16 protein-coding genes and 1 other RNA gene are annotated in these 19,139 nt (G+C 54.4%); all 17 read right to left on the bottom strand.

All coding sequences use genetic code 11. The features are described from left to right. Positions 1 to 40: 40 nt before the first annotated feature. The gene (lpxC, locus tag KDK14_RS00615; RefSeq protein ID WP_257263075.1) at positions 41 to 955 is read right to left on the bottom strand and encodes a UDP-3-O-acyl-N-acetylglucosamine deacetylase; all 915 of its coding nucleotides are present in this window, start codon (positions 953 to 955) and stop codon (positions 41 to 43) included. Positions 956 to 1,057: 102 nt separating this feature from the next. Further along, complete coding sequence (gene ftsZ, locus KDK14_RS00610; RefSeq protein ID WP_257263074.1) at positions 1,058 to 2,242, bottom strand: cell division protein FtsZ; 1,185 nt, start codon at positions 2,240 to 2,242, stop codon at positions 1,058 to 1,060. A gap of 78 nt (positions 2,243 to 2,320) precedes the next feature. After that, the gene (gene ftsA / locus KDK14_RS00605) at positions 2,321 to 3,556 is read right to left on the bottom strand and encodes a cell division protein FtsA (RefSeq protein WP_257263073.1); all 1,236 of its coding nucleotides are present in this window, start codon (positions 3,554 to 3,556) and stop codon (positions 2,321 to 2,323) included. 52 nt (positions 3,557 to 3,608) lie between these two features. Then, entirely contained in the window at positions 3,609 to 4,418 is an 810-nt protein-coding gene (locus KDK14_RS00600) for a cell division protein FtsQ/DivIB (protein ID WP_257263072.1), read from the bottom strand. Beyond that, positions 4,408 to 5,346: a D-alanine--D-alanine ligase gene (locus tag KDK14_RS00595; RefSeq protein WP_257263071.1), complete on the bottom strand. Its 939-nt coding sequence runs from the start codon at positions 5,344 to 5,346 to the stop codon at positions 4,408 to 4,410. The genes KDK14_RS00600 and KDK14_RS00595 overlap by 11 nt, the downstream gene beginning before the upstream one ends. A gap of 33 nt (positions 5,347 to 5,379) precedes the next feature. Further along, on the bottom strand, positions 5,380 to 6,864 hold the full coding sequence (murC, locus tag KDK14_RS00590) for a UDP-N-acetylmuramate--L-alanine ligase (protein WP_257263070.1): 1,485 nt from the start codon (positions 6,862 to 6,864) through the stop codon (positions 5,380 to 5,382). Further along, complete coding sequence (gene murG, locus KDK14_RS00585) at positions 6,857 to 8,002, bottom strand: undecaprenyldiphospho-muramoylpentapeptide beta-N-acetylglucosaminyltransferase (protein ID WP_257263069.1); 1,146 nt, start codon at positions 8,000 to 8,002, stop codon at positions 6,857 to 6,859. The genes murC and murG overlap by 8 nt, the downstream gene beginning before the upstream one ends. Continuing rightward, positions 7,995 to 9,233 (bottom strand): putative lipid II flippase FtsW, encoded by a 1,239-nt coding sequence (gene ftsW / locus KDK14_RS00580; RefSeq protein ID WP_257263068.1) that lies wholly within the window; start codon positions 9,231 to 9,233, stop codon positions 7,995 to 7,997. Before ftsW ends, murG begins: the two co-directional genes overlap by 8 nt. Further along, positions 9,227 to 10,651, bottom strand: a complete 1,425-nt coding sequence (gene murD / locus KDK14_RS00575) for a UDP-N-acetylmuramoyl-L-alanine--D-glutamate ligase (protein WP_257263067.1) — start codon at positions 10,649 to 10,651, stop codon at positions 9,227 to 9,229. The genes ftsW and murD overlap by 7 nt, the downstream gene beginning before the upstream one ends. A gap of 8 nt (positions 10,652 to 10,659) precedes the next feature. Further along, complete coding sequence (gene mraY / locus KDK14_RS00570) at positions 10,660 to 11,742, bottom strand: phospho-N-acetylmuramoyl-pentapeptide-transferase (RefSeq protein WP_257263066.1); 1,083 nt, start codon at positions 11,740 to 11,742, stop codon at positions 10,660 to 10,662. Then, entirely contained in the window at positions 11,742 to 13,148 is a 1,407-nt protein-coding gene (gene murF / locus KDK14_RS00565) for a UDP-N-acetylmuramoyl-tripeptide--D-alanyl-D-alanine ligase (protein WP_257263065.1), read from the bottom strand. The genes mraY and murF overlap by 1 nt, the downstream gene beginning before the upstream one ends. Beyond that, a complete protein-coding gene (locus KDK14_RS00560) occupies positions 13,145 to 14,728 on the bottom strand; it encodes a UDP-N-acetylmuramoyl-L-alanyl-D-glutamate--2,6-diaminopimelate ligase (RefSeq protein ID WP_257263064.1) in 1,584 nt (527 codons plus the stop codon). The genes murF and KDK14_RS00560 overlap by 4 nt, the downstream gene beginning before the upstream one ends. 11 nt (positions 14,729 to 14,739) lie before the next feature. Continuing rightward, positions 14,740 to 16,569: a penicillin-binding protein 2 gene (locus KDK14_RS00555; protein ID WP_257263063.1), complete on the bottom strand. Its 1,830-nt coding sequence runs from the start codon at positions 16,567 to 16,569 to the stop codon at positions 14,740 to 14,742. Further along, positions 16,566 to 16,871: a cell division protein FtsL gene (ftsL, locus tag KDK14_RS00550; protein ID WP_257263062.1), complete on the bottom strand. Its 306-nt coding sequence runs from the start codon at positions 16,869 to 16,871 to the stop codon at positions 16,566 to 16,568. Before ftsL ends, KDK14_RS00555 begins: the two co-directional genes overlap by 4 nt. Beyond that, on the bottom strand, positions 16,871 to 17,806 hold the full coding sequence (gene rsmH, locus KDK14_RS00545; protein ID WP_257263083.1) for a 16S rRNA (cytosine(1402)-N(4))-methyltransferase RsmH: 936 nt from the start codon (positions 17,804 to 17,806) through the stop codon (positions 16,871 to 16,873). Before rsmH ends, ftsL begins: the two co-directional genes overlap by 1 nt. 97 nt (positions 17,807 to 17,903) lie before the next feature. Then, the gene (gene mraZ / locus KDK14_RS00540; RefSeq protein WP_257263061.1) at positions 17,904 to 18,359 is read right to left on the bottom strand and encodes a division/cell wall cluster transcriptional repressor MraZ; all 456 of its coding nucleotides are present in this window, start codon (positions 18,357 to 18,359) and stop codon (positions 17,904 to 17,906) included. A 505-nt stretch (positions 18,360 to 18,864) separates the two neighbouring features. Further along, positions 18,865 to 19,139, bottom strand: an RNA gene (gene rnpB / locus KDK14_RS00535) — RNase P RNA component class A; the annotation flags it as partial.

Raw genomic sequence — 19,139 nt, 5'->3', positions numbered from 1 at the left:
AAATCACTTATCAGATCAGCATTAATTCAAAAAACAGCCATTAAGCGGTGACCGCAACAGGCTTCTGATAGGAAATCGGAGAAACCTCAGCGTCTTCGAAAGTCACGATCTCCCATAATTTCTCATTGGCCAGCAATGTTCTGACCAGTTTATTGTTAAGCTCATGGCCAGATTTATGGCCAATAAACTGACCGATCAGGCTATGACCCAGCAAATAAAGGTCACCTATCGCATCCAGCATCTTGTGCTTGACAAACTCATCGTGATAGCGGAGACCATCTTCATTGAGGACCCGGTAGTCATCAACAACCACCGCATTATCAACACTCCCCCCCAACGCCAGATTTTGGGAACGAAGGTACTCGACATCGCGCATAAAACCGAAAGTTCGAGCCCTGCTGACTTCCTTCACAAAAGAGGTACTGGAGAAATCAATGGACGCTGTCTGGGAGCGACTTTTGAACACAGGATGGTCAAAGTCAATGGTGAAACTGACTTTAAAACCGTCGTATGGTTTGAAGGTTGCCGTTTTATCCCCATCCGTCACCGTCACATCTTCTTTGATGCGAATAAACTTCTTGGGTGCATCCTGCTCCTGGATACCCGCAGACTGTAGCAGGAATACAAATGGCCCCGCACTGCCATCCATAATGGGCACTTCGTGGGCGCTGACTTCAACGTAGGCATTATCAATACCCAGCCCGGCCAGGGCGGAGAGCAGGTGTTCAACGGTGTCAATCCGGGTGCCGTCTTTGTGCAAAGACGTGCAAAGTGTCGTCTGCCCGACATTCAGGCCATGCCCCGGAATTTCAACCACCGGGTCAAGGTCTGTTCGGCAGAAAATAATGCCAGTATCTACGGGAGCAGGCTTGAGCGTGAGATAGACCTTTTTACCGGAGTGAAGGCCCACACCCGTAGCACGAATAATATTTTTCAGTGTACGCTGTCTGATCATGATAACGCTGTTCCGCGACCTGTAAGGTCCCTGTTATTTGGATGCAACGCCACATTGTAACAAAAGTAACAATTGAGACAAGTTCGCATTTATACGTCCTGATTAATCCGCCTGACGCCTCAGGAACGCAGGTATATCGAGATAGTCGACACTATCTCCAGTAGCCACCGCTGCCCGCTTGCCTTCTTCCCGCTGACTCACTTCCCCTTCCTCCTTCTTTCGGTCGCGCAACAGTGGAGAAATGTCCAGCCTGCCGTAGTCAGGGGTACCGTCCTTGTTTTTTGGCGTGGCTTTTTCAACCACCTTCAACTGCTCTTTGGCAGCACCAGCACCGATACCAGTTGCCACCACAGTAACCCGCAGTTCATCCGTTAATTCCGAGTCAATCACAGTACCGATAACCACGGTTGCATCGTTAGACGCAAACTGACTTACAACCTCACCGACCTGGTTGTACTCACCAACGGTAAAGTCAAGACCAGCGGTGATGTTAACCAGAACGCCCTTGGCTCCCTGCAAATCTACATCTTCCAGCAGCGGGCTGCGGATGGCTTTCTCGGCAGCCTCTGCGGCACGACCGCTGCCCGTGGCAACCCCGGTCCCCATCATCGCCATACCCATTTCCGACATCACGGTACGAACATCGGCGAAGTCAACGTTAATCAGGCCATCACGGGTAATCAGTTCAGAAATACCCTGCACCGCACCGAGCAGAACATCATTGGCGGCACCAAAGGCATTGAGCAGACTGACATCACTGCCAAGTACCGGCAAAAGCTTTTCATTGGGAATAGTGATCAGCGAATCCACATGTTCCTGAAGCTCTTTAAGGCCGTCTTCAGCAATGGACATTCTGCGCTTGCCTTCAAAACCGAAGGGCTTGGTGACCACGGCGACGGTCAGAGCCCCAAGCTCACGGGCTACCTGGGCAACAACCGGCGCTGCCCCGGTCCCGGTACCACCACCCATACCCGCAGCGATAAAGACCATATCTGCTCCTTTGAGCAGTTCGGCAATACGCTCCCGGTCTTCCATCGCGGCCTCACGGCCAACATTCGGATTCGCCCCGGCACCAAGCCCTCGCGTGATCGAGGCACCGAGCTGCAGGTGAGTATGGGCCTGCATATGCTGTTTTTTCAGCGCCTGGGCGTCGGTATTTGCACAGACAAACTCAACGCCTTCGAGCTGGCTTTTCAACATGTGGCAAACGGCATTACCACCGCCACCACCGACACCGATAACTTTTATGACCGCTTCCTGCGGTACGCTATCCACCAATTCAAACATGGCCATCTCCTTTTTATCACCTTTAATCTAACAAATACTTACCAATTCCGTTACCGAAAACCTGCGCTGCCACACAATTTAAAAGTTCTGGAACCAGCGCTTCATCTTGTCAACCAGCCCGGCATCCTGAGGTTTGCTGGCGATCGATTTTTTCAAACCGTCTTTCTGCATTTTCTGGCCGTAATGCAGTAGCCCGACACCCGTCGAATAAATGGGATTACTGACCACGTCACTCAGCCCTTTCACTAACTGCGGCACACCGAGCCTGACCGGCATGTGGAAAATCTCTTCTGCCAGCTCAATAGCTCCCTCAATCTTGGCAGTACCACCGGTCAGAACAATGCCTGCCGGGATCAGGTCTTCGAAACCACTGCGCCTGATCTCGGCATTAATCAATGTAAACAACTCGTCATAACGAGGTTCTACCACCTCTGCCAGCGCCTGTCTGGAAAGTTCCCTGGCCGGCCGCTCACCGACACTGGGCACTTTGATGGTTTCATCGGCTCCCGCCAGCTGTGCCAGGGCACAGGCATATTTGATCTTTATGTCTTCGGCATTTTGCGTGGGCGTTCGCAAGGCCATGGCAATATCATTGGTCACCTGGTCTCCGGCAATGGGAATCACTGCCGTATGCCGAATGGCACCGTCGGTAAAGATGGCAATGTCTGTCGTACCACCGCCAATATCCACCATACAGACGCCCAGCTCTTTCTCATCTTCTGAAAGCACCGAATAACTTGAAGCCAGCTGCTCAAGAATAATATCGTCCACTTCAAGGCCACAGCGACGAATGCAGTTCTCAATGTTCTGGGCCGCATTAACGGCACAGGTCACCAGGTGCACCTTGGCTTCCAGGCGGACACCGGACATCCCGTGAGGCTCCTTGATCCCCTCCTGGTTATCGATGGCATACTCTTGGGGAAGAATATGCAAAATCCGCTGATCCGCCGGGATCGCAACCGCCTGGGCGGCATCAATCACCCGGTCAATATCGGCACCATTCACTTCACGCTCGCGTATGGCAACGATGCCGTGGGAGTTAAGGCTCTTGATGTGGTTACCGGCAATACCGGCATAGACCGAGTGTATCTGACACCCGGCCATCAGCTCAGCTTCTTCAACGGCGCGCTTGATGGCATGGACCGTAGAGTCAATATTCACCACGACACCACGCTTGAGGCCGCGGGAAATGTGCGAACCGATGCCGATGACTTTAATGTCACCCTCAGCGTTAAGCTCCCCAACAATAGCCACCACTTTCGAGGTGCCTATATCCAACCCAACGATCAAACTTCCATTATCTGCCGCTGTCATGGCATCAATCTTCCCAAATGTCTCTAACGATCATAAATCTGAGCCTGCTGACTTATTTTGACCCCACCAGCGCCTCACTCCAGGCAACCGAAGCACCGTTCAAATAGCGCAAATCTACCCGCTTTACCTGACTCCAGCGAGGCTCCAGTCGGGCATGATAAAGGCGGACAAAACGCTGCAGCCTTTCCATTCTTCTGTCTCGCCCAATATTGACCTCAACATGCCCGATGGTAAATCGCCATGAACCACTATTGCTTCGCTTCAGCCTGGTCAGCCTCAGTCCCATGGGCCTGAGCAACTGGCTGATGGCCAGATACTGTTGCATCACCTCGACCGCCATCTCCGCCGGGCCATCCAGCACCGGCATGGCGGAAAAACCGGTTATATCTTCTGGCGCAAACACCTCGCCTTCATTGCTGATCAGAGCGTTGCCGGCCCATCTCGCCACCGGCTGCTGTTCGCTCAGGCTCACCTGGACACTGTCAGGCCAGTGTCGTCGAACCGAGGCGTTCTTGACCCAGGGCATTGCGACCAGAACCTGCTGCATCCCGTTCAGATCCAGGGCAAAAAAACGGTCCTGTAAGTGCGGCTGCAAAATATCCTCTACCTGCTCCCTGGATAAATGCTCAAAGCCTGCATGCACTTCCACCCGTGCTATCGGCTGGTTCAGCCAGTTCATCAACCGGGGTGCCGAGGCCAGCAACCCTGCCAGCAGAAAAAGAGAAACCAACACCTGTAGCACTCTTTTCCAAGGCAGCAGGTGTTTGCCTTTGCCACCAACTTGCTGACTGTCCTTTCGGGATGCACCCCGTACTTCCCCCGGCCACCGGGCGGAAAACGACAAACCTGCTCTATCCGACATCCGCTGTTTTCAATATTTCAATCACCAGTTCATCAAACGACAACCCGGCATCCGCCGCGGCCATCGGTACCAGACTATGATCTGTCATCCCCGGAATTGTATTGACCTCCAGCAACCAGAAGCGCCCCTGCTGATCCTGCATAAGGTCAACACGTCCCCAGCCTGAACACCCAAGGGCTTCAAATGCCGTCAGGGCAATCGCCTGGAGTTCCTGCTCCCTGACTGAGTTCAGGCCAGAGGGAATGGAATAGCGGGTATTATCCGACAGATACTTGGCCTGGTAATCATAAAATTCACCCTCTGCCTCAATTCTGATGGCAGGCAGCGGCTGACCATTCAGAATACCCACGGTAAACTCAGGCCCATCAATAAACGACTCTACCAGGACAGGACCTTTGTGCTCCCCTGCCCGCTCACAGGCCGCTTCAAGGTCTTCCCGTCGATCAACCCGTGTCACACCAACACTGGAGCCTTCCGCGGCTGGCTTGACAAAGGCCGGCAGCAGAGACTCGGCATGGCCAAGGTTATCAGCATCCATGACCAAGGCAAATTCAGGTGTTGGCAGACCAATGGATTGCCACAGCAGTTTGCAGCGGTATTTATCCATCGCCAGAGCGGAGGCCATGACACCACTGCCGGGATAGGGAATGCCCATCACTTCGAGTAATCCCTGTATCGTGCCATCTTCTCCCCCACCACCATGCAAGGCGATAAAGGCATAGTCAGGCGCGTATTGCTGGAGCTGCCCAACAACATTCGCACAGGTATCAATCAGCTTGCACCTCACACCCTGCCGGTTCAATGCCGCATAAATACGCTCACCACTGGTCAGACTCACCTCTCTTTCTGCGGAGTTACCGCCAAAAAGTACAGCAACCTTGCCAAAAGCCTTTGGATCAAAGTGATCACAACTGTGGTCGTACTTCATGCACTGTATCCCTATTCCAATCAATTCGTGACTTTACTGTTCTGCCGACAGCGCCAACTCATCACTTGCCAGCCTGAGGGCCAGTGCACCAATATCCCCTGCCCCCTGGGCCAACAGCAAGTCACCATCCTGAAGCACACCGGCCAACACGGACTCAACTTCTTCAGGACGGGCAATGAATATCGGATCAACCAGGCCACGCTGGCGAATACTCCGGCACAATGAGCGACTGTCCGCACCGGCAATGGGCTCTTCTCCCGCAGGATAGACTTCCATCAGCAGAAGTACGTCGACCCTGGAAAGTACATCGACAAAATCCTCATACAGGTCACGGGTCCGGGAGAAACGATGGGGCTGGTAAATCATCACCAGTCGTTTATCACCCCAGCCGTCACGAACCGCTTGAATGGTTGCATCCACTTCCGTCGGGTGGTGACCATAGTCATCCACCAGCATTACGTCGCCAACCGGGGTAGTAAACTCTCCCAGCACCTGGAAACGCCGGTCCACACCATCAAAACGACTCAGGCCTTCGGCAATCACCTGATCCGGAATACCTTCATCAGCAGCTGTAGCAAACGCGGCCAGGGCATTCAGTACGTTATGTCGTCCCGGAATACCCAGTTCAATGGCAACCGGAGGCTCTTCAGGATGGCTTTGTTCAGGATTATTTTCTTCACGATTGCTACGGCGAACCAGGTCAAACGAGGTTCTCATGCCCTGCTGGCGAACATTCACCGCCCGGTAATCGGCGTCTTTACTGAAACCATAGGTAATCACCTGTCGTTTGATTTCCGGCAGCAGTTCCCGGACCACGGGACAGTCGATACAGACAATGGCCACCCCGTAAAAAGGCAAATTGTGCAAGAAATCAATAAATGTCTTTTTCAGCTTGCCAAAGTCACCGTCGTAGGTTGCCATATGGTCTGCATCAATATTGGTGACAATGGACACCATCGGCTGCAAGTGAAGAAAAGAGGCATCAGACTCATCCGCCTCAGCCACCAGATAACGGCTGCCACCGAGTTTGGCATTGGTACCGGCGGAGTTGAGCCGCCCACCAATCACAAAGGTCGGGTCCATGCCACTGAATCCCAGCACCGAAGCCAGCAAACTGGTGGTGGTGGTCTTGCCATGGGTACCGGCCACGGCAATGCCATGGCGATAACGCATTAACTCCGCCAGCATCTGGGCCCGGGGAACAATGGGCAGCCGACGTCTTTCTCCCTCGACGACTTCCGGGTTATCGCTGGCAACCGCGGTGGAGGTGACAATCACATCCGCATTGACCACATTCTCACCGCGGTGACCAATAAACACCTCAATCCCGAGCCTTTCAAGCCGCTCAGTCACCGGGGACGGGCGAATATCCGAGCCTGAGATGTCATACCCCTGGTTCAGCAGAACCTCGGCAATGCCACACATGCCGGAACCACCAATACCGACAAAATGAATTTTGCGGATACGCCGCATCTCTGGAACTGCCACAACGGGAATCCGACTCTTTACATCAGGCATAAGAGACCTCCTTACCAGCCGCTTCAAGACAGAGCCTGACCACGTCATCAGTGGCCTGTGGCAAACTGGCCGCTCTTGCTGATAAGGCCATTCGTTCAAGCTGTTCAGGGTTATCTGCCAACCCCAGAATCATTGTTGTCAAACCGTCCACGTCCAAATCTTTTTGCTGAACCATCAGGGCTGCACCTCTATCGACCAGGTAACGCCCATTCACTGTCTGATGATCATCCACCGCAAAGGGGAAAGGCACCAGAATTCCGGGTTTTCCGGCCGCGGCCAGTTCCGCGATGGTTAATGCGCCAGAGCGGCACAGCACCAGGTCTGCCCACTCATAAGCCTGGGCCATATCATCAATAAACGGCTCTACCCGGCCAGAAACGCCGAGCTGCCGGTAATCTGCACGACACTGCTTAAAGGTTGCCTTACCGGTCTGGTGCCAGACTTCAATCCGATCACCGCCCTGATCACTGCTCTGATCCCTAAAACGTTGCACAACCCGCGGAATCATCTGGTTGATTGCCAGGGCTCCCCGGCTGCCCCCTACCACCAGCAACCTTAAAGGCGTGTGTGGCCGATGGGCAGGAACGGCGACAATCTCCGGGCGCACCGGATTACCGGTCAGCAACACTTTCCGGGCAATGCCGGAAGAGAGTCCCGCAAAGGTTCCCGGAAACGCTTCGAGCACCCGGGTAGCGATCCTGGCCAGCAGTTTATTGGTGAGGCCTGCCACGGCATTTTGTTCATGAACCACCAGTGGCATCCCCAACAACCGCGCAGCCACGCCACCGGGTCCTGTCACATAGCCACCCATACCAACCACACAAACCGGCCGGTGCTCTCTCAAGACCCGAACCGCTTTAAATAGCGACACGGCCAGGCGCCAGGGGGCTTGCAACAGAAAACCCACCCCTTTGCCCCGCAGGCCGGTGACCGGAATATAGCTGATATCAATGCCATGCCCGGGCACAAGCTCCGCTTCCATACTGCCTGGCGTACCCAGCCAGTGAACACGGTAACCCTGCCTGATCAGTCCCTTCGCGGTGGCAAGCCCCGGAAAAATATGCCCACCGGTACCGCCAGCCATAATCATAACTTTCGGTGCCTCAGGCGGCGTCTGGGAAACTGCCTGCTCAGCCATTCGTATTACCTCCAGCGGCTTCACTCGTCTTTCGCTCTTGAGACTTGCGCCCCGCAACCGGCTTAACCTCTGTGTCTTTGGTCAGACGACGTTCAAAATCAATGCGCAATAAAATGCCAAATGCCAGACAGTTGACAATTAAACTGCTGCCTCCATAGCTGATCATCGGTAAGGCCAGCCCTTTAGTGGGCAGCAGTCCGGTGTTTACCGCAAGGTTAATCAATGCCTGACTGGCAAACAGTAGCGCAATACCGTAAGCAACAAAGCCATGGAATAACATCCCCCTGACTTCCGCTCTTGAGCCCAGCTGCAGTGCCCGCCAGGCAACAAACAGAAACAGCCCGAGCACCATCAGCGAGCCAATCACGCCGAACTCTTCTGCCAGTACGGCAAAGACAAAATCCGTGTGCGCCTCCGGCAGGTAAAACAGCTTCTGGATGCTATTGCCCAGACCTTCACCAAACCAGGCACCCCGACCAAACGCGATCAGGGCCTGGGTTAGCTGATAGCCGCTGCCAAAGGCATGGGCCCACGGGTCCATGTAGGATGTGATGCGCGCCATACGATAAGGCTCCATCCAGATCATCAGGGCAATCAGGATAACCACGCCGACAATCATCACCAGAAACTGGTGAAACCGGGCACCCGCCAGGAAGATCATCCCCATCACGGCTACGGTCAGCACCACCAGCGCACCAAGATCCGGCTCCGCCAGCAGCAGCAGGGCCAGCCCGGTCATCACCAGCATGGGCTTGATAAAGCCACTCCAGCGAGTGCGTACTTCATCAAGATGCCTCACCAGGTATCCCGCCAGATAAATCACCACACACAGTTTGGCAGCCTCTGAGGCCTGCAGGTTAAAGAAGCCAAGGGGAATCCAGCGGACACTGCCATTAATTTCCCGGCCCACCATCAGCACCACCACCAACAGGAAAAATGCCACCAGCAAGCCAACCCAGCTCAGCTGCTGAATCCGGCGGACAGGCACCAGCATCACGCCGCCCATGGCCAACAGCCCCACCACCATAAACAGCAACTGCTTAAAGACGATTCTCAATGGATCACCATAGGTAGCACTGGAAACATCCATGGAGGCTGACCCCACCATCACCAGGCCGATGGCCAGCAGGGCAAGCACAGCCCCGAGCAGGACCATGTCAACGGACACTGACGCCTCCTGCGCCAGGGACTCTTGCCCGGGGAGAAAGCGGTGTTGAACCCGTTTCAGCATAAAATCAAACCATTGACCAGCTCTGCAAATCGATCACCGCGATGCTCAAAGCTGTTGAACATATCAAAACTGGCGCATGCCGGTGCCAACAGCACCGCATCCCCCGGTTTAGCCAATTCTGCGGCAAGGCTGACGGCATCATCCAGACTGGCAACCTTGTGAATCACGGCACTGTTCTTCACTGCCTGCTCAATGGCGGGCCCATCACGGCCAAGCAAAATCAGATGACGGACATAACGCTCGACCGCCGGTTGCAAATCAGAGAAATCCGCCCCTTTACCATCACCACCGGCAATCAGAATAACCTTGCCCTCAAGCCCTTCGCCCAGGCCTTCAATAGCTGCAACACAGGCTCCCACATTGGTGGCTTTGGAGTCGTTAAACCAGGCAACGCCATCTCGCTCACCCAACCATTGGCAACGGTGCTGCAAACCGGGAAATGCCATAAGCGCCTGGAACATGGCACTGGATTCAAGGCCTATCGCCTCACCCAGGGCCAAAGCCGCGAGGGCATTGAGATAATTGTGACGCCCACGGAGTTTCATCTGCCGGGTATTTATCTGCTTTTCCAGTCCCTTGCTCAGCCAGATGCCATCATCGTCTGCAAGTAGCCCCATCTGGCCAAGATCCGGAGTCCCGCTGGTAAATGTCACGGCACCGGCTGTGACCGGCAGCAAAGGGGAAGTAAGAGGATCGTCCCGGTTAAATACGGCAGTTCCGCACCCTTTGTAAATACGCTGCTTGGCCTGATGGTATTCAACCATCGTCGGGTAGCGATCCATATGGTCCGGGCTCAGGTTCAGGACCGTCGCCGCCGTTGCCCGCAGGCTATGGGTGGTTTCCAACTGGAAACTGGAAAGCTCCAGGATATAAACATCAATACTGTCATCATCCAGCAAATCCAGTGCTGGCGTGCCGATATTGCCCCCTACGCCGGGATTAAGCCCCGAACATCTGACCATTTCACCCACCAGCGTGGCCACAGTGCTTTTGCCATTGGAACCGGTAATGGCCACCAGCGGCTTCTTATCTGGCGAGAAAGCCGAGGTAGCATTGACCGCGCGACAAAACAGTTCAATATCACCAATGGCAATGGCACCATTGTCCATCGCCCAGGCAATCGCCGGTTCCGACAGGGCGATACCCGGACTGACCACCAGCTCATCGGCGGCCATTAACCACTGCTCATTGAAACCACCTGTATGCAGGGGAACATCGGGAAACAGCTGACGACACTGTGCTGCACCCGGTGGCCCTTCCCGGGTATCCATCATTTTGAAAGGCAAACCCTGGCTGTAAAGATAACGGGCACAGGATAACCCGGTCTTGCCAAGACCGATAATCACCCGATGACAGCTCGAGCCAATCAGCGGCTGGTTATCTGGCGACTCTTGAGCGGTTGCTTTGACGTTACCCATAAAACCTGTTAGCGAATTTTCAACGAAGCCAGGCCAATCAGGACCAGCACAATGGTAATAATCCAGAATCGTACGATGACCCGGGGTTCAGGCCACCCTTTCAACTCAAAGTGATGATGCAGTGGTGCCATGCGAAATATACGACGACCGGTTAATTTATAGGAGCCCACCTGCAAAATGACAGAGACCGTTTCCATGACAAAAACGCCGCCCATGATAATCAGCACGATTTCCTGGCGAACGATCACCGCGACAACACCGATGGCAGCTCCCAGGGCAAGTGCGCCCACATCACCCATGAATACCTGGGCCGGGTAGGTGTTAAACCAGAGAAAGCCAAGGCCTGCCCCGGCAATGGCCGCACAAAATACCACCAGTTCCCCGGCTCCTGGCACTGCCGGAATCAGCAGGTACTGGGCAAAGGTTGCATGGCCGCTGAGATAGGCAAACACCGCCAGCGCTGAAGCCACCATCACGGTGGGCAAAATGGCCAGGCCATCCAGGCCATCGGTCAGGTTGACGGCATTACTGGAACCGACAATGGTCAGATAGGCCAGCAGCACAAAAAAAGGCCCAAGTTGCAGCGTTACATTTTTGAAGAAGGGAATAATCAGGGTTGTTTCGGTTGCCGATGGCGCGGTGAAAAACAGGAAAAAAGCCGCCCCCAGACCGGCAACCGATTGCCAGAACATTTTCCAGCGAGCCGACAGGCCCCGGGAGTTCTTTTCAACCACTTTGCGGTAATCATCCACCCAGCCAACCGCGCCAAAAATGCCGGTAACGAACAGCACAACCCAGACGTAGCGATTGTTCAAATCTGCCCAGAGCAGGGTACTGATGGCGATACAGACCAGAATCAAGGCGCCCCCCATGGTCGGGGTGCCGGCCTTGCTTAGATGACTTTGCGGGCCATCATCACGGACAGCCTGGCCAATCTGGTAAAAACTCAGTTTGCGAATAAAGTGAGGCCCAATCCACAAGCTCATTACCAACGCCGTGAGGACCCCGAAAATACCTCGCAACGTGAGGTACTTGAACACCAGAAATCCATGGTAATACTGGGCCAAATAATCTGCCAGCCAGACCAGCATCAGGCATCTCCCTTGTAATCAGACCCAATCAGGGCCTGGATAATGTCCAACATCTTCATTCCTTTTGATCCTTTTACCATGATCGCCATACTGTTGCTGTCGGTCGCGTTGTGAAGCTGAGTGTCCAGAAAGGCAATCAACTGTTTTTTATCGTCGAAGTGCTGTCCGCTGCCAAAGGCCGCACTGGCCAGGCGTGCAGCGGGCCCAAAACTCAGAAACTGCTGAATACCCAGTTCCCGGGCATAGCGGCCGATGTCCCGGTGGCGTTCATCGGATATCGCCCCCAGCTCCAGCATGTCACCCAGAACCATAACGGTCCGGCCGCCACAGTCCGCCAGCTGGTCCAGAGCCGCCAGGGTCGCTTTCGGGTTGGCATTGTAAGTTTCATCAATCAGGACCGCACCGGAGGGGTGAACAAAACGTTGCCCCCGCCGCTGATAAGGTCGGGCATTTTCCAGCCCCCGGGCAATAATGTCCAGCGACAAACCACAGGCAACCGCCACCGCCGCGGCGCAACAGGCATTGGTCACCTGGTAGCGCCCCCAGAATGAGAGCTGCAGTGACCGTTGCTGGTTCTGCCTGCGAATATGCAGCGTGAATCGCGTCCCTTCCTGATTGGGGGTGATAGCACTGGCAAAACAGTGCGCCCCGGGACTCTGGGCACTGAAACTGATAATCCGTCGACCGGACTTTTGCAGAACCCGTTCACACCACTGAGCGTAGAACTGATCATCCATATTAAGGACTGCGGTGCCATTTTCTGGCAGGGCATCCAGAATAAAGCCTTTTTCCCGGGCCACCCCTGCAACACTCTGCAAATCAGCCAGATGGGTTTCAGCGGCATTGACGATCACCGATACGTCAGGGCGACCCATAGTGGCAATGTATTCAATTTCACCGGGAGCGCTGGTGCCCATCTCAACCACGGCAAACTGATGGGATTCGTTGATTCTTAACAACGTTAATGGTGTGCCCAACGCATTATTCAGGTTGCCTTTTGTTGCCAGTGTTGGGCCTGCCTCGGAGAAAATGGCCAGCAACATCTCTTTGACCGATGTTTTGCCGCAGGAACCGGTCACGCCGACCAGAGTTCCGGCAAAACGATTACGGTTGGCGGCTCCCAACAGCCCAAGTGCCTGTTCGGAATTTGCCACAACTATTTGTGGCAAAGCGGCACCGCTGACATAGTGCTCTGTCAGGGCAGCAACAGCGCCTGCCGCCCGGGCCTGGCCGAGGTAATCGTGTCCGTCAAAGCGGGGACCTTGAATAGCAATAAACAGATCACCCGGTTGCAACGTTCGGGTATCAATGCTGACACCGGTGATGGACAACTCAGCGTCTGGCAGATCATGCAACTGACCGTTAACAATCTCGGCCACTATCGAAAGAGGCAGTGATTCAATCATGCCTGCAGGCCCCCTTGCACATTTGGCGATGGAACGCTGGTGCATTGCGATTGCAATACCAGCTGAACCTGCTCTGCATCATCGAAGTGGTGTCGCACACCCTGAATTTCCTGATAGTTTTCATGCCCCTTACCCGCGATCACGATAATGTCACCGGTACCGGCGGAGGTAATGGTGGAACTGATAGCTTCAGACCGGTCAGCAATCACCTGAATACGCCGACGATCATTCTGGGCAATACCGTCCAGGGCATCAGCGATGATCTGCAGGGGATCTTCCGTTCTGGGATTATCACTGGTCAGCACTGCCTTATCCGCACCACGCAGGGCGGCTAACGTCATCAAAGGTCGCTTGCCCCTGTCCCGGTCACCACCACAACCATAGATACAGACAATATTCCCGACATCTTTTTCGCAATCTTTTGCAGAAGGCTGCATTTTCACAATTTGAGCACGGTGCTCACGCAATGAACAAAGCACACTGTCAATGGCATCCGGCGTATGGGCATAATCAACCAACACCAGCGGCTGAGGGCCACCGCCAAACTGCTGCATCCTGCCAGGAGGGGCAGAAATCAGCGCGATGGCGGCCAGAAGGCGATCCAGTGCATACCCCTGGACACCCAGCGCCGCAATAACCGCCAACAGATTTTCCAGGTTAAAACGCCCCAGCAATGAAGTAGCCAATGTACCCACACCCCAGGGCGTATGAATGGTTGCCCTGAAACCCTGTGGTAACGCCTCAATGTGACTGAGGTACACATCTGCTGAAGCATCTTCCAGGGACCAGGTGGTGATATTGGCATTCGGTGGGCAGGATGACAGCATCAACGGTGCAAACGCATCATCTTTACCAATAACCGCATACCGGTATGTACATTGGGAAAACAGCCGGGCCTTGGCCGCTGCATAGTTCTCCAGGGAGCCGTGATAATCCAGATGATCGCGACTGATATGGGTAAACAGCGCCACTTCAAAAGAGACCCCGGACACCCGACCCTGGTCAAGCCCGTGGGATGAAACCTCCATGGCCAGAGCCTGCACGCCATCCGCTACCAGCTGCCCCAGGTACTGTTGCAGGGTGATCACATCACTGGTGGTATTTAATGAAGCCTCCATCTGCCCGGGCATGCCCCGCCCCACCGTGCCCATCAGGGCACAGGGCTTGCCCAGCTGGCCAAGGATTTCAGCGATAAACCAGCAACAGGAGGTTTTGCCATTGGTGCCGGTAACGCCAATAATGCTCAATTGTTCAGAAGGTTGCCGATAAAAACGATTAGCCAGAGATCCAACCTTGCCGCTGAGGTCCGGAACAAAAAAAACAGACTCACAGCCCTTTGCAGCAGACAGATCAAACCCTTCGCTATCGTCCACCAGCACCGCAGCAGCCCCTTTTTCCAGGGCATCGGCTATGTAGTGACGGCCATCAGACTGAATGCCGGGAATGGCAATAAACAACTCACCCCCGGTAATCCTGCGACTATCGAGGGTCAGATGACTCAGCTTCTTGTCGACCGCTACCCCCGGCAGCTGCAGTTCGGCAAGCACGCCATTGAGAGTATTCTCTTGCTCAGCTGTCATTGCTTTTTGCTTTACCCTTCTTTCAACGGTGGAGAAACGCTTCTCTCATCCAGCGCCCAGGGGATAAACGCCATACGCCGATCGCCCCCCGGATTGCCCAACTCATCGGGCTCAACCCCCAGCATGCGCAGTGCCCCGGCGGCCACCCTGGAAAATACTGGTGCGGCGATCAGACCACCGTAATAGTTCTTGCCGGAGGGATCATCAATAATGACCACCATGGCGAACCGGGGATTATCAATCGGTGCCAAACCGGCAAACATGCCAATGTAGCGATCCTTGATATAACCGTTTGGCCCTACCTTCCTGGCCGTTCCGGTTTTTCCCCCAACCTCAAAGGCGTCAATCATGGCCCGGCCACCGGTGCCACCATGGACCACCTCCCGAAGCATTATTCTCAGATCATCCGCAACCTGCTGATCCATTACCCGGACACCCTCAGGCACCACATCCCGCTTGATCAGGGAGACAGGGCGCATCATGCCACCAGAACCAAGTACGGTATAGGCCTGGGCCAGTTGCAACGGTGTCACGGTCAAACCATAGCCAAAGGATAATGTGGCAATTTCAATATCACTCCAGCGATCCCGATAAGGCAAATAGCCCGGGTTTTCACCGGGAAAACCGGTTCCGGTGCTTTGCCCAAGGCCCACTCTCTGGAGCAGATCCAGCACCTTGTCCGGACCAATGGCCAGCGCCATTTTTGAAACCCCGACATTACTGGACTTTCTCAGCACAGTGGTCACATCAATAGCGCCGTAGTTCCGGTTATCCTTTACCTGGTCCCTGCCCAGTCGCAGGTAACCGGGGGCGGTATTAATCACTGAGTCAGTGTGAAACTCACCAGACTCCAGGGCCGCCGCCACCGCAAAAGGTTTCAGCGTTGACCCCGGCTCGACCATATCCGTCACCACCCGGTTGCGCATTTTATGGGCCTGCATATCAGCCCGGTTATTGGGGTTGTAGGCAGGCTGGTTAACCATTGCCAACACTTCCCCGGTCCTGACATCGAGCATGATCAAAGAGCCAGCCTTGGCCTTGTGCTGCTCAACCGCCTTTTTCAACTCACGGTAAGCCATATACTGAAGCCTCAGATCAATACTGAGCATCAGTTCCTTGCCGGGGCTGGCACTTTTCATCAGCTCCGCCTGCCGGGCGAGCTGGCCCTTGCGGTCTTTGAGCACCCTGCGCTGACCGGGTTCACCGGACAGCCACTCATTGTAGGCCAACTCCAGACCTTCCTGACCAGACTCATCGATATTGGTAAAACCAACCAGATGGGCGGTCACCTCAGCCGCAGGGTAATAGCGCCGATGCTCATTTATAGCCCCGACGCCCGGCACCCTTAATGCCATGACCCTTGCTCCCTGCTCCGGCGTCAACTGACGTTTAAGGTAGATAAAATCACGGCTTTTGCCGACTTGCACCCGATCCGACAACCACCTGTGGGTAACGCCCAACTCACGGGCCAGCACCTGCCAGCGGTCACTGGCCTGATACAGCACTTCAGGGTCAGCCCAGATCGTCATAACCGGTGTGCTAACCGCCAGCGGGTCGCCGTTGCGGTCAAAAATTACACCTCTGTGTGCAGCGACCGACTCATAACGGACGGAACGTTTATCACCTTCATTTTGCAGAAACTGCCGATCCAGCAATTGCAGATCGACAATCCGGTAACCAATAGCCAGCCCGGCAATCAGCAGAACCGATTGCAGCATTTTCAACCGCCACTTGCGTACCAGAATATTAACCATGCGGCCAGCCCAATCACCAACCTTACCCTTTGCAGCTGACCGGTTGCGCCGTGCTACTTTATGTCCCTGGGCCCGCCCCTGAATCATGGCAGAACCATCTCTATCTGGCTGTTCTTTGGCACATCCATGCCCAGTTTCTCCCTGGCAACCTGTTCAATTTTTCCCGGCGCTGTCAGTGTACTGTGTTCCAGCAACAACTTACCCCACTCAACCTGGGCACTGTTCCGGTTCTCCAGCTCCTGCTGTATCTGGTTATGTAGCAGACGATTCTCGTAGGAGACATGACCCACAGACAATCCCGACAACACCACCAGCAACAGCAACCCAAGGACAGCACCGTAAGAGCGGATAAGATGCATACACACCAGAAGACCACTATCGCCCATCATCAAACCAGCTTTTCTGCCACACGCATAACCGCACTTCGCGCCCTGGGGTTTTCCTGCACCTCCTGTTTGGAGGGTTTGACCGCCTTGCCCAGACTTTTCATCCGCCGATGCAACTGGTCATCCGTCACCGGCAGCCAGCTTGGCAGATCATCCCCTCTTTGATGCTTGCGGATGAAGCGTTTGACAATTCTGTCTTCCAATGAGTGAAAGCTGATAACCACCAGTCGGCCACCGGGCTGCAATTTTTCCAGGGCCCGATCCAGGCAAACCACCAGATCATCCAATTCCCGGTTAATGTGGATTCTGATGGCCTGGAACGCCCGGGTAGCCGGGTGTTTGCCCTTCTCTCTGGTGGGGCAGGCTGCGGCAATAATATTGGCAAGCCGCCGGGTGGTCAGAATCGGTTCAATCTCCCTTTCCCTGACAATGGCCCTGGCCATCCTCCGGGAAAAGCGGTCTTCGCCATATTCCCAGATAACCCGGCTGATCTCCTGTTCTTCCGCCCGTGCCAGCCAGCCAGCGGCACTTTCTCCATGCTGATGATTCATGCGCATATCCAGAGGTCCTTCTTGCAGGAAGCTGAAACCTCTTTCAGGATCATCCAGCTGAGGCGAAGAAACTCCCAGATCCAGCAATATCCCATCCACCAACTGGTCACCATTGACTGAATCAACATCGGTAAAAGAACCATGATGGATTGCAAACCGCGGGTCTTTATGGGCCAGCTCGACACCGGTGGCAATGGCCGCTGGATCTTTATCAATGCCAATCAGCCGTCCCTGTTCTGTCAGGGTGTCCAAAATAAAACGACTGTGGCCGCCTCTGCCAAAAGTCCCATCCACATAGACTCCACCGGGGTCGGTCAGCAATGCATCGACCGCCTCATTCAGTAGCACTGTTTTATGCTTAGCCACCCCATTTTCGGGCGTCACCATTTTATTGCCACCTTTATCGTCACCTGCCTGGCAACAGGATTTAACAATTTCATACACTTTTCACGACGCTTTCCTGACTCAAAAACAGCAAAGTGATTTACAAAGAGAGCGACTGCAATTCCATCGGAACCTCTTCTGACTCACTGGCTTCTTTCAGGTACTGGTCACGGCGCTCATTCCAGCAACCTTCATCCCAAAGCTCGAATTTCTTGCCCTGGCCCAGCAAAATACTGCGCTTTTCAAGACCGGCGTAGTCACGCAACAGTGGAGGGATAAGAATACGCCCATTGCCATCAAGCTCAACATCGGTGGCGTGCCCAATCAAGAGCCTCTGAATCCGGCGGGTCATTGGATGAAAACTGGGAAGTGCTTCAATTTTCTGCTGAATCAGCTCCCACTCATCCAGCGGATAGATCAGCAGGCAAGGTTCGTCAGTGTCAATCGTGGCCACCAGGGCACCATCACAGCGATCCCGCAACACCTGCCGATAACGGGCCGGTATGGCAAGACGGCCCTTGGCATCCATATTGATGGCATTTACACCGCGAAACACTCTACCTACCTACCTTCCTACCTTCTCCCCGGTGCCCGAAACTCTTACGACACACGCCGATTATTAAGGACACTGATCAGAGCCAATTCCATTCAGCCCCCATCTTGCCCCACCGTTCTGCCCACCGTTCTGCCCACCGTTCTGCCCACCGTTCTGCCCACCGTCTTGGCCACCACCTTGTCCCAGAATAGTCCACTTTACACCACTAAAACACACTATAGGAATCTGAAAAACCCACGTCAAGCAGGGGTTTTGCCGCTTCCCATTCAATATTGGACAAGCCAATAAAAGGACAGTTTAAAAATGTCTATAGAAAGCCTTTATACATAGGGCAAAACGGAATCTCCGGAGAAATTAAAGAACTATGATGCAGTTTTTTTTAAAGGCAGTAACAACGGATACAGCACACGTTTATAGCGAAGAAGGCTAAACCGGTTCTTGGTAATGGACGTCCTGACAACCACAGAAAAGCCAACAGACAAGCCAACGTCAAGGGGGAGAAAGAGTCGCGAGCCAGCCTGTAAGCCGGGTTCTGTCCAGCCTGCCAACGCAGGCCTGGGCAGTCATTCATCTGGGATGCCTGTCACCAGACACCTCAAGCAACCTACCCGAATCCAGTGCGGGTCACACCTGCAGGATTCCTATTTGGTCTTGCTCCGGGCGGGGTTTACCGTGCCATGGACTGTTACCAGCCATGCGGTGCGCTCTTACCGCACCCTTTCACCCTTACCGGCCAATTTCTTTTCAACAAACGTTGTCCGGAACACTGGCTTAGGCGGT

Source organism: Endozoicomonas sp. ONNA2 (assembly GCF_024606365.1).
In the GTDB taxonomy this organism is placed as follows: domain Bacteria; phylum Pseudomonadota; class Gammaproteobacteria; order Pseudomonadales; family Endozoicomonadaceae; genus Endozoicomonas.
The sequence above is the reverse complement of the archived record's forward strand: the minus strand, read 5'-3'. Positions and strand labels throughout refer to the sequence as shown.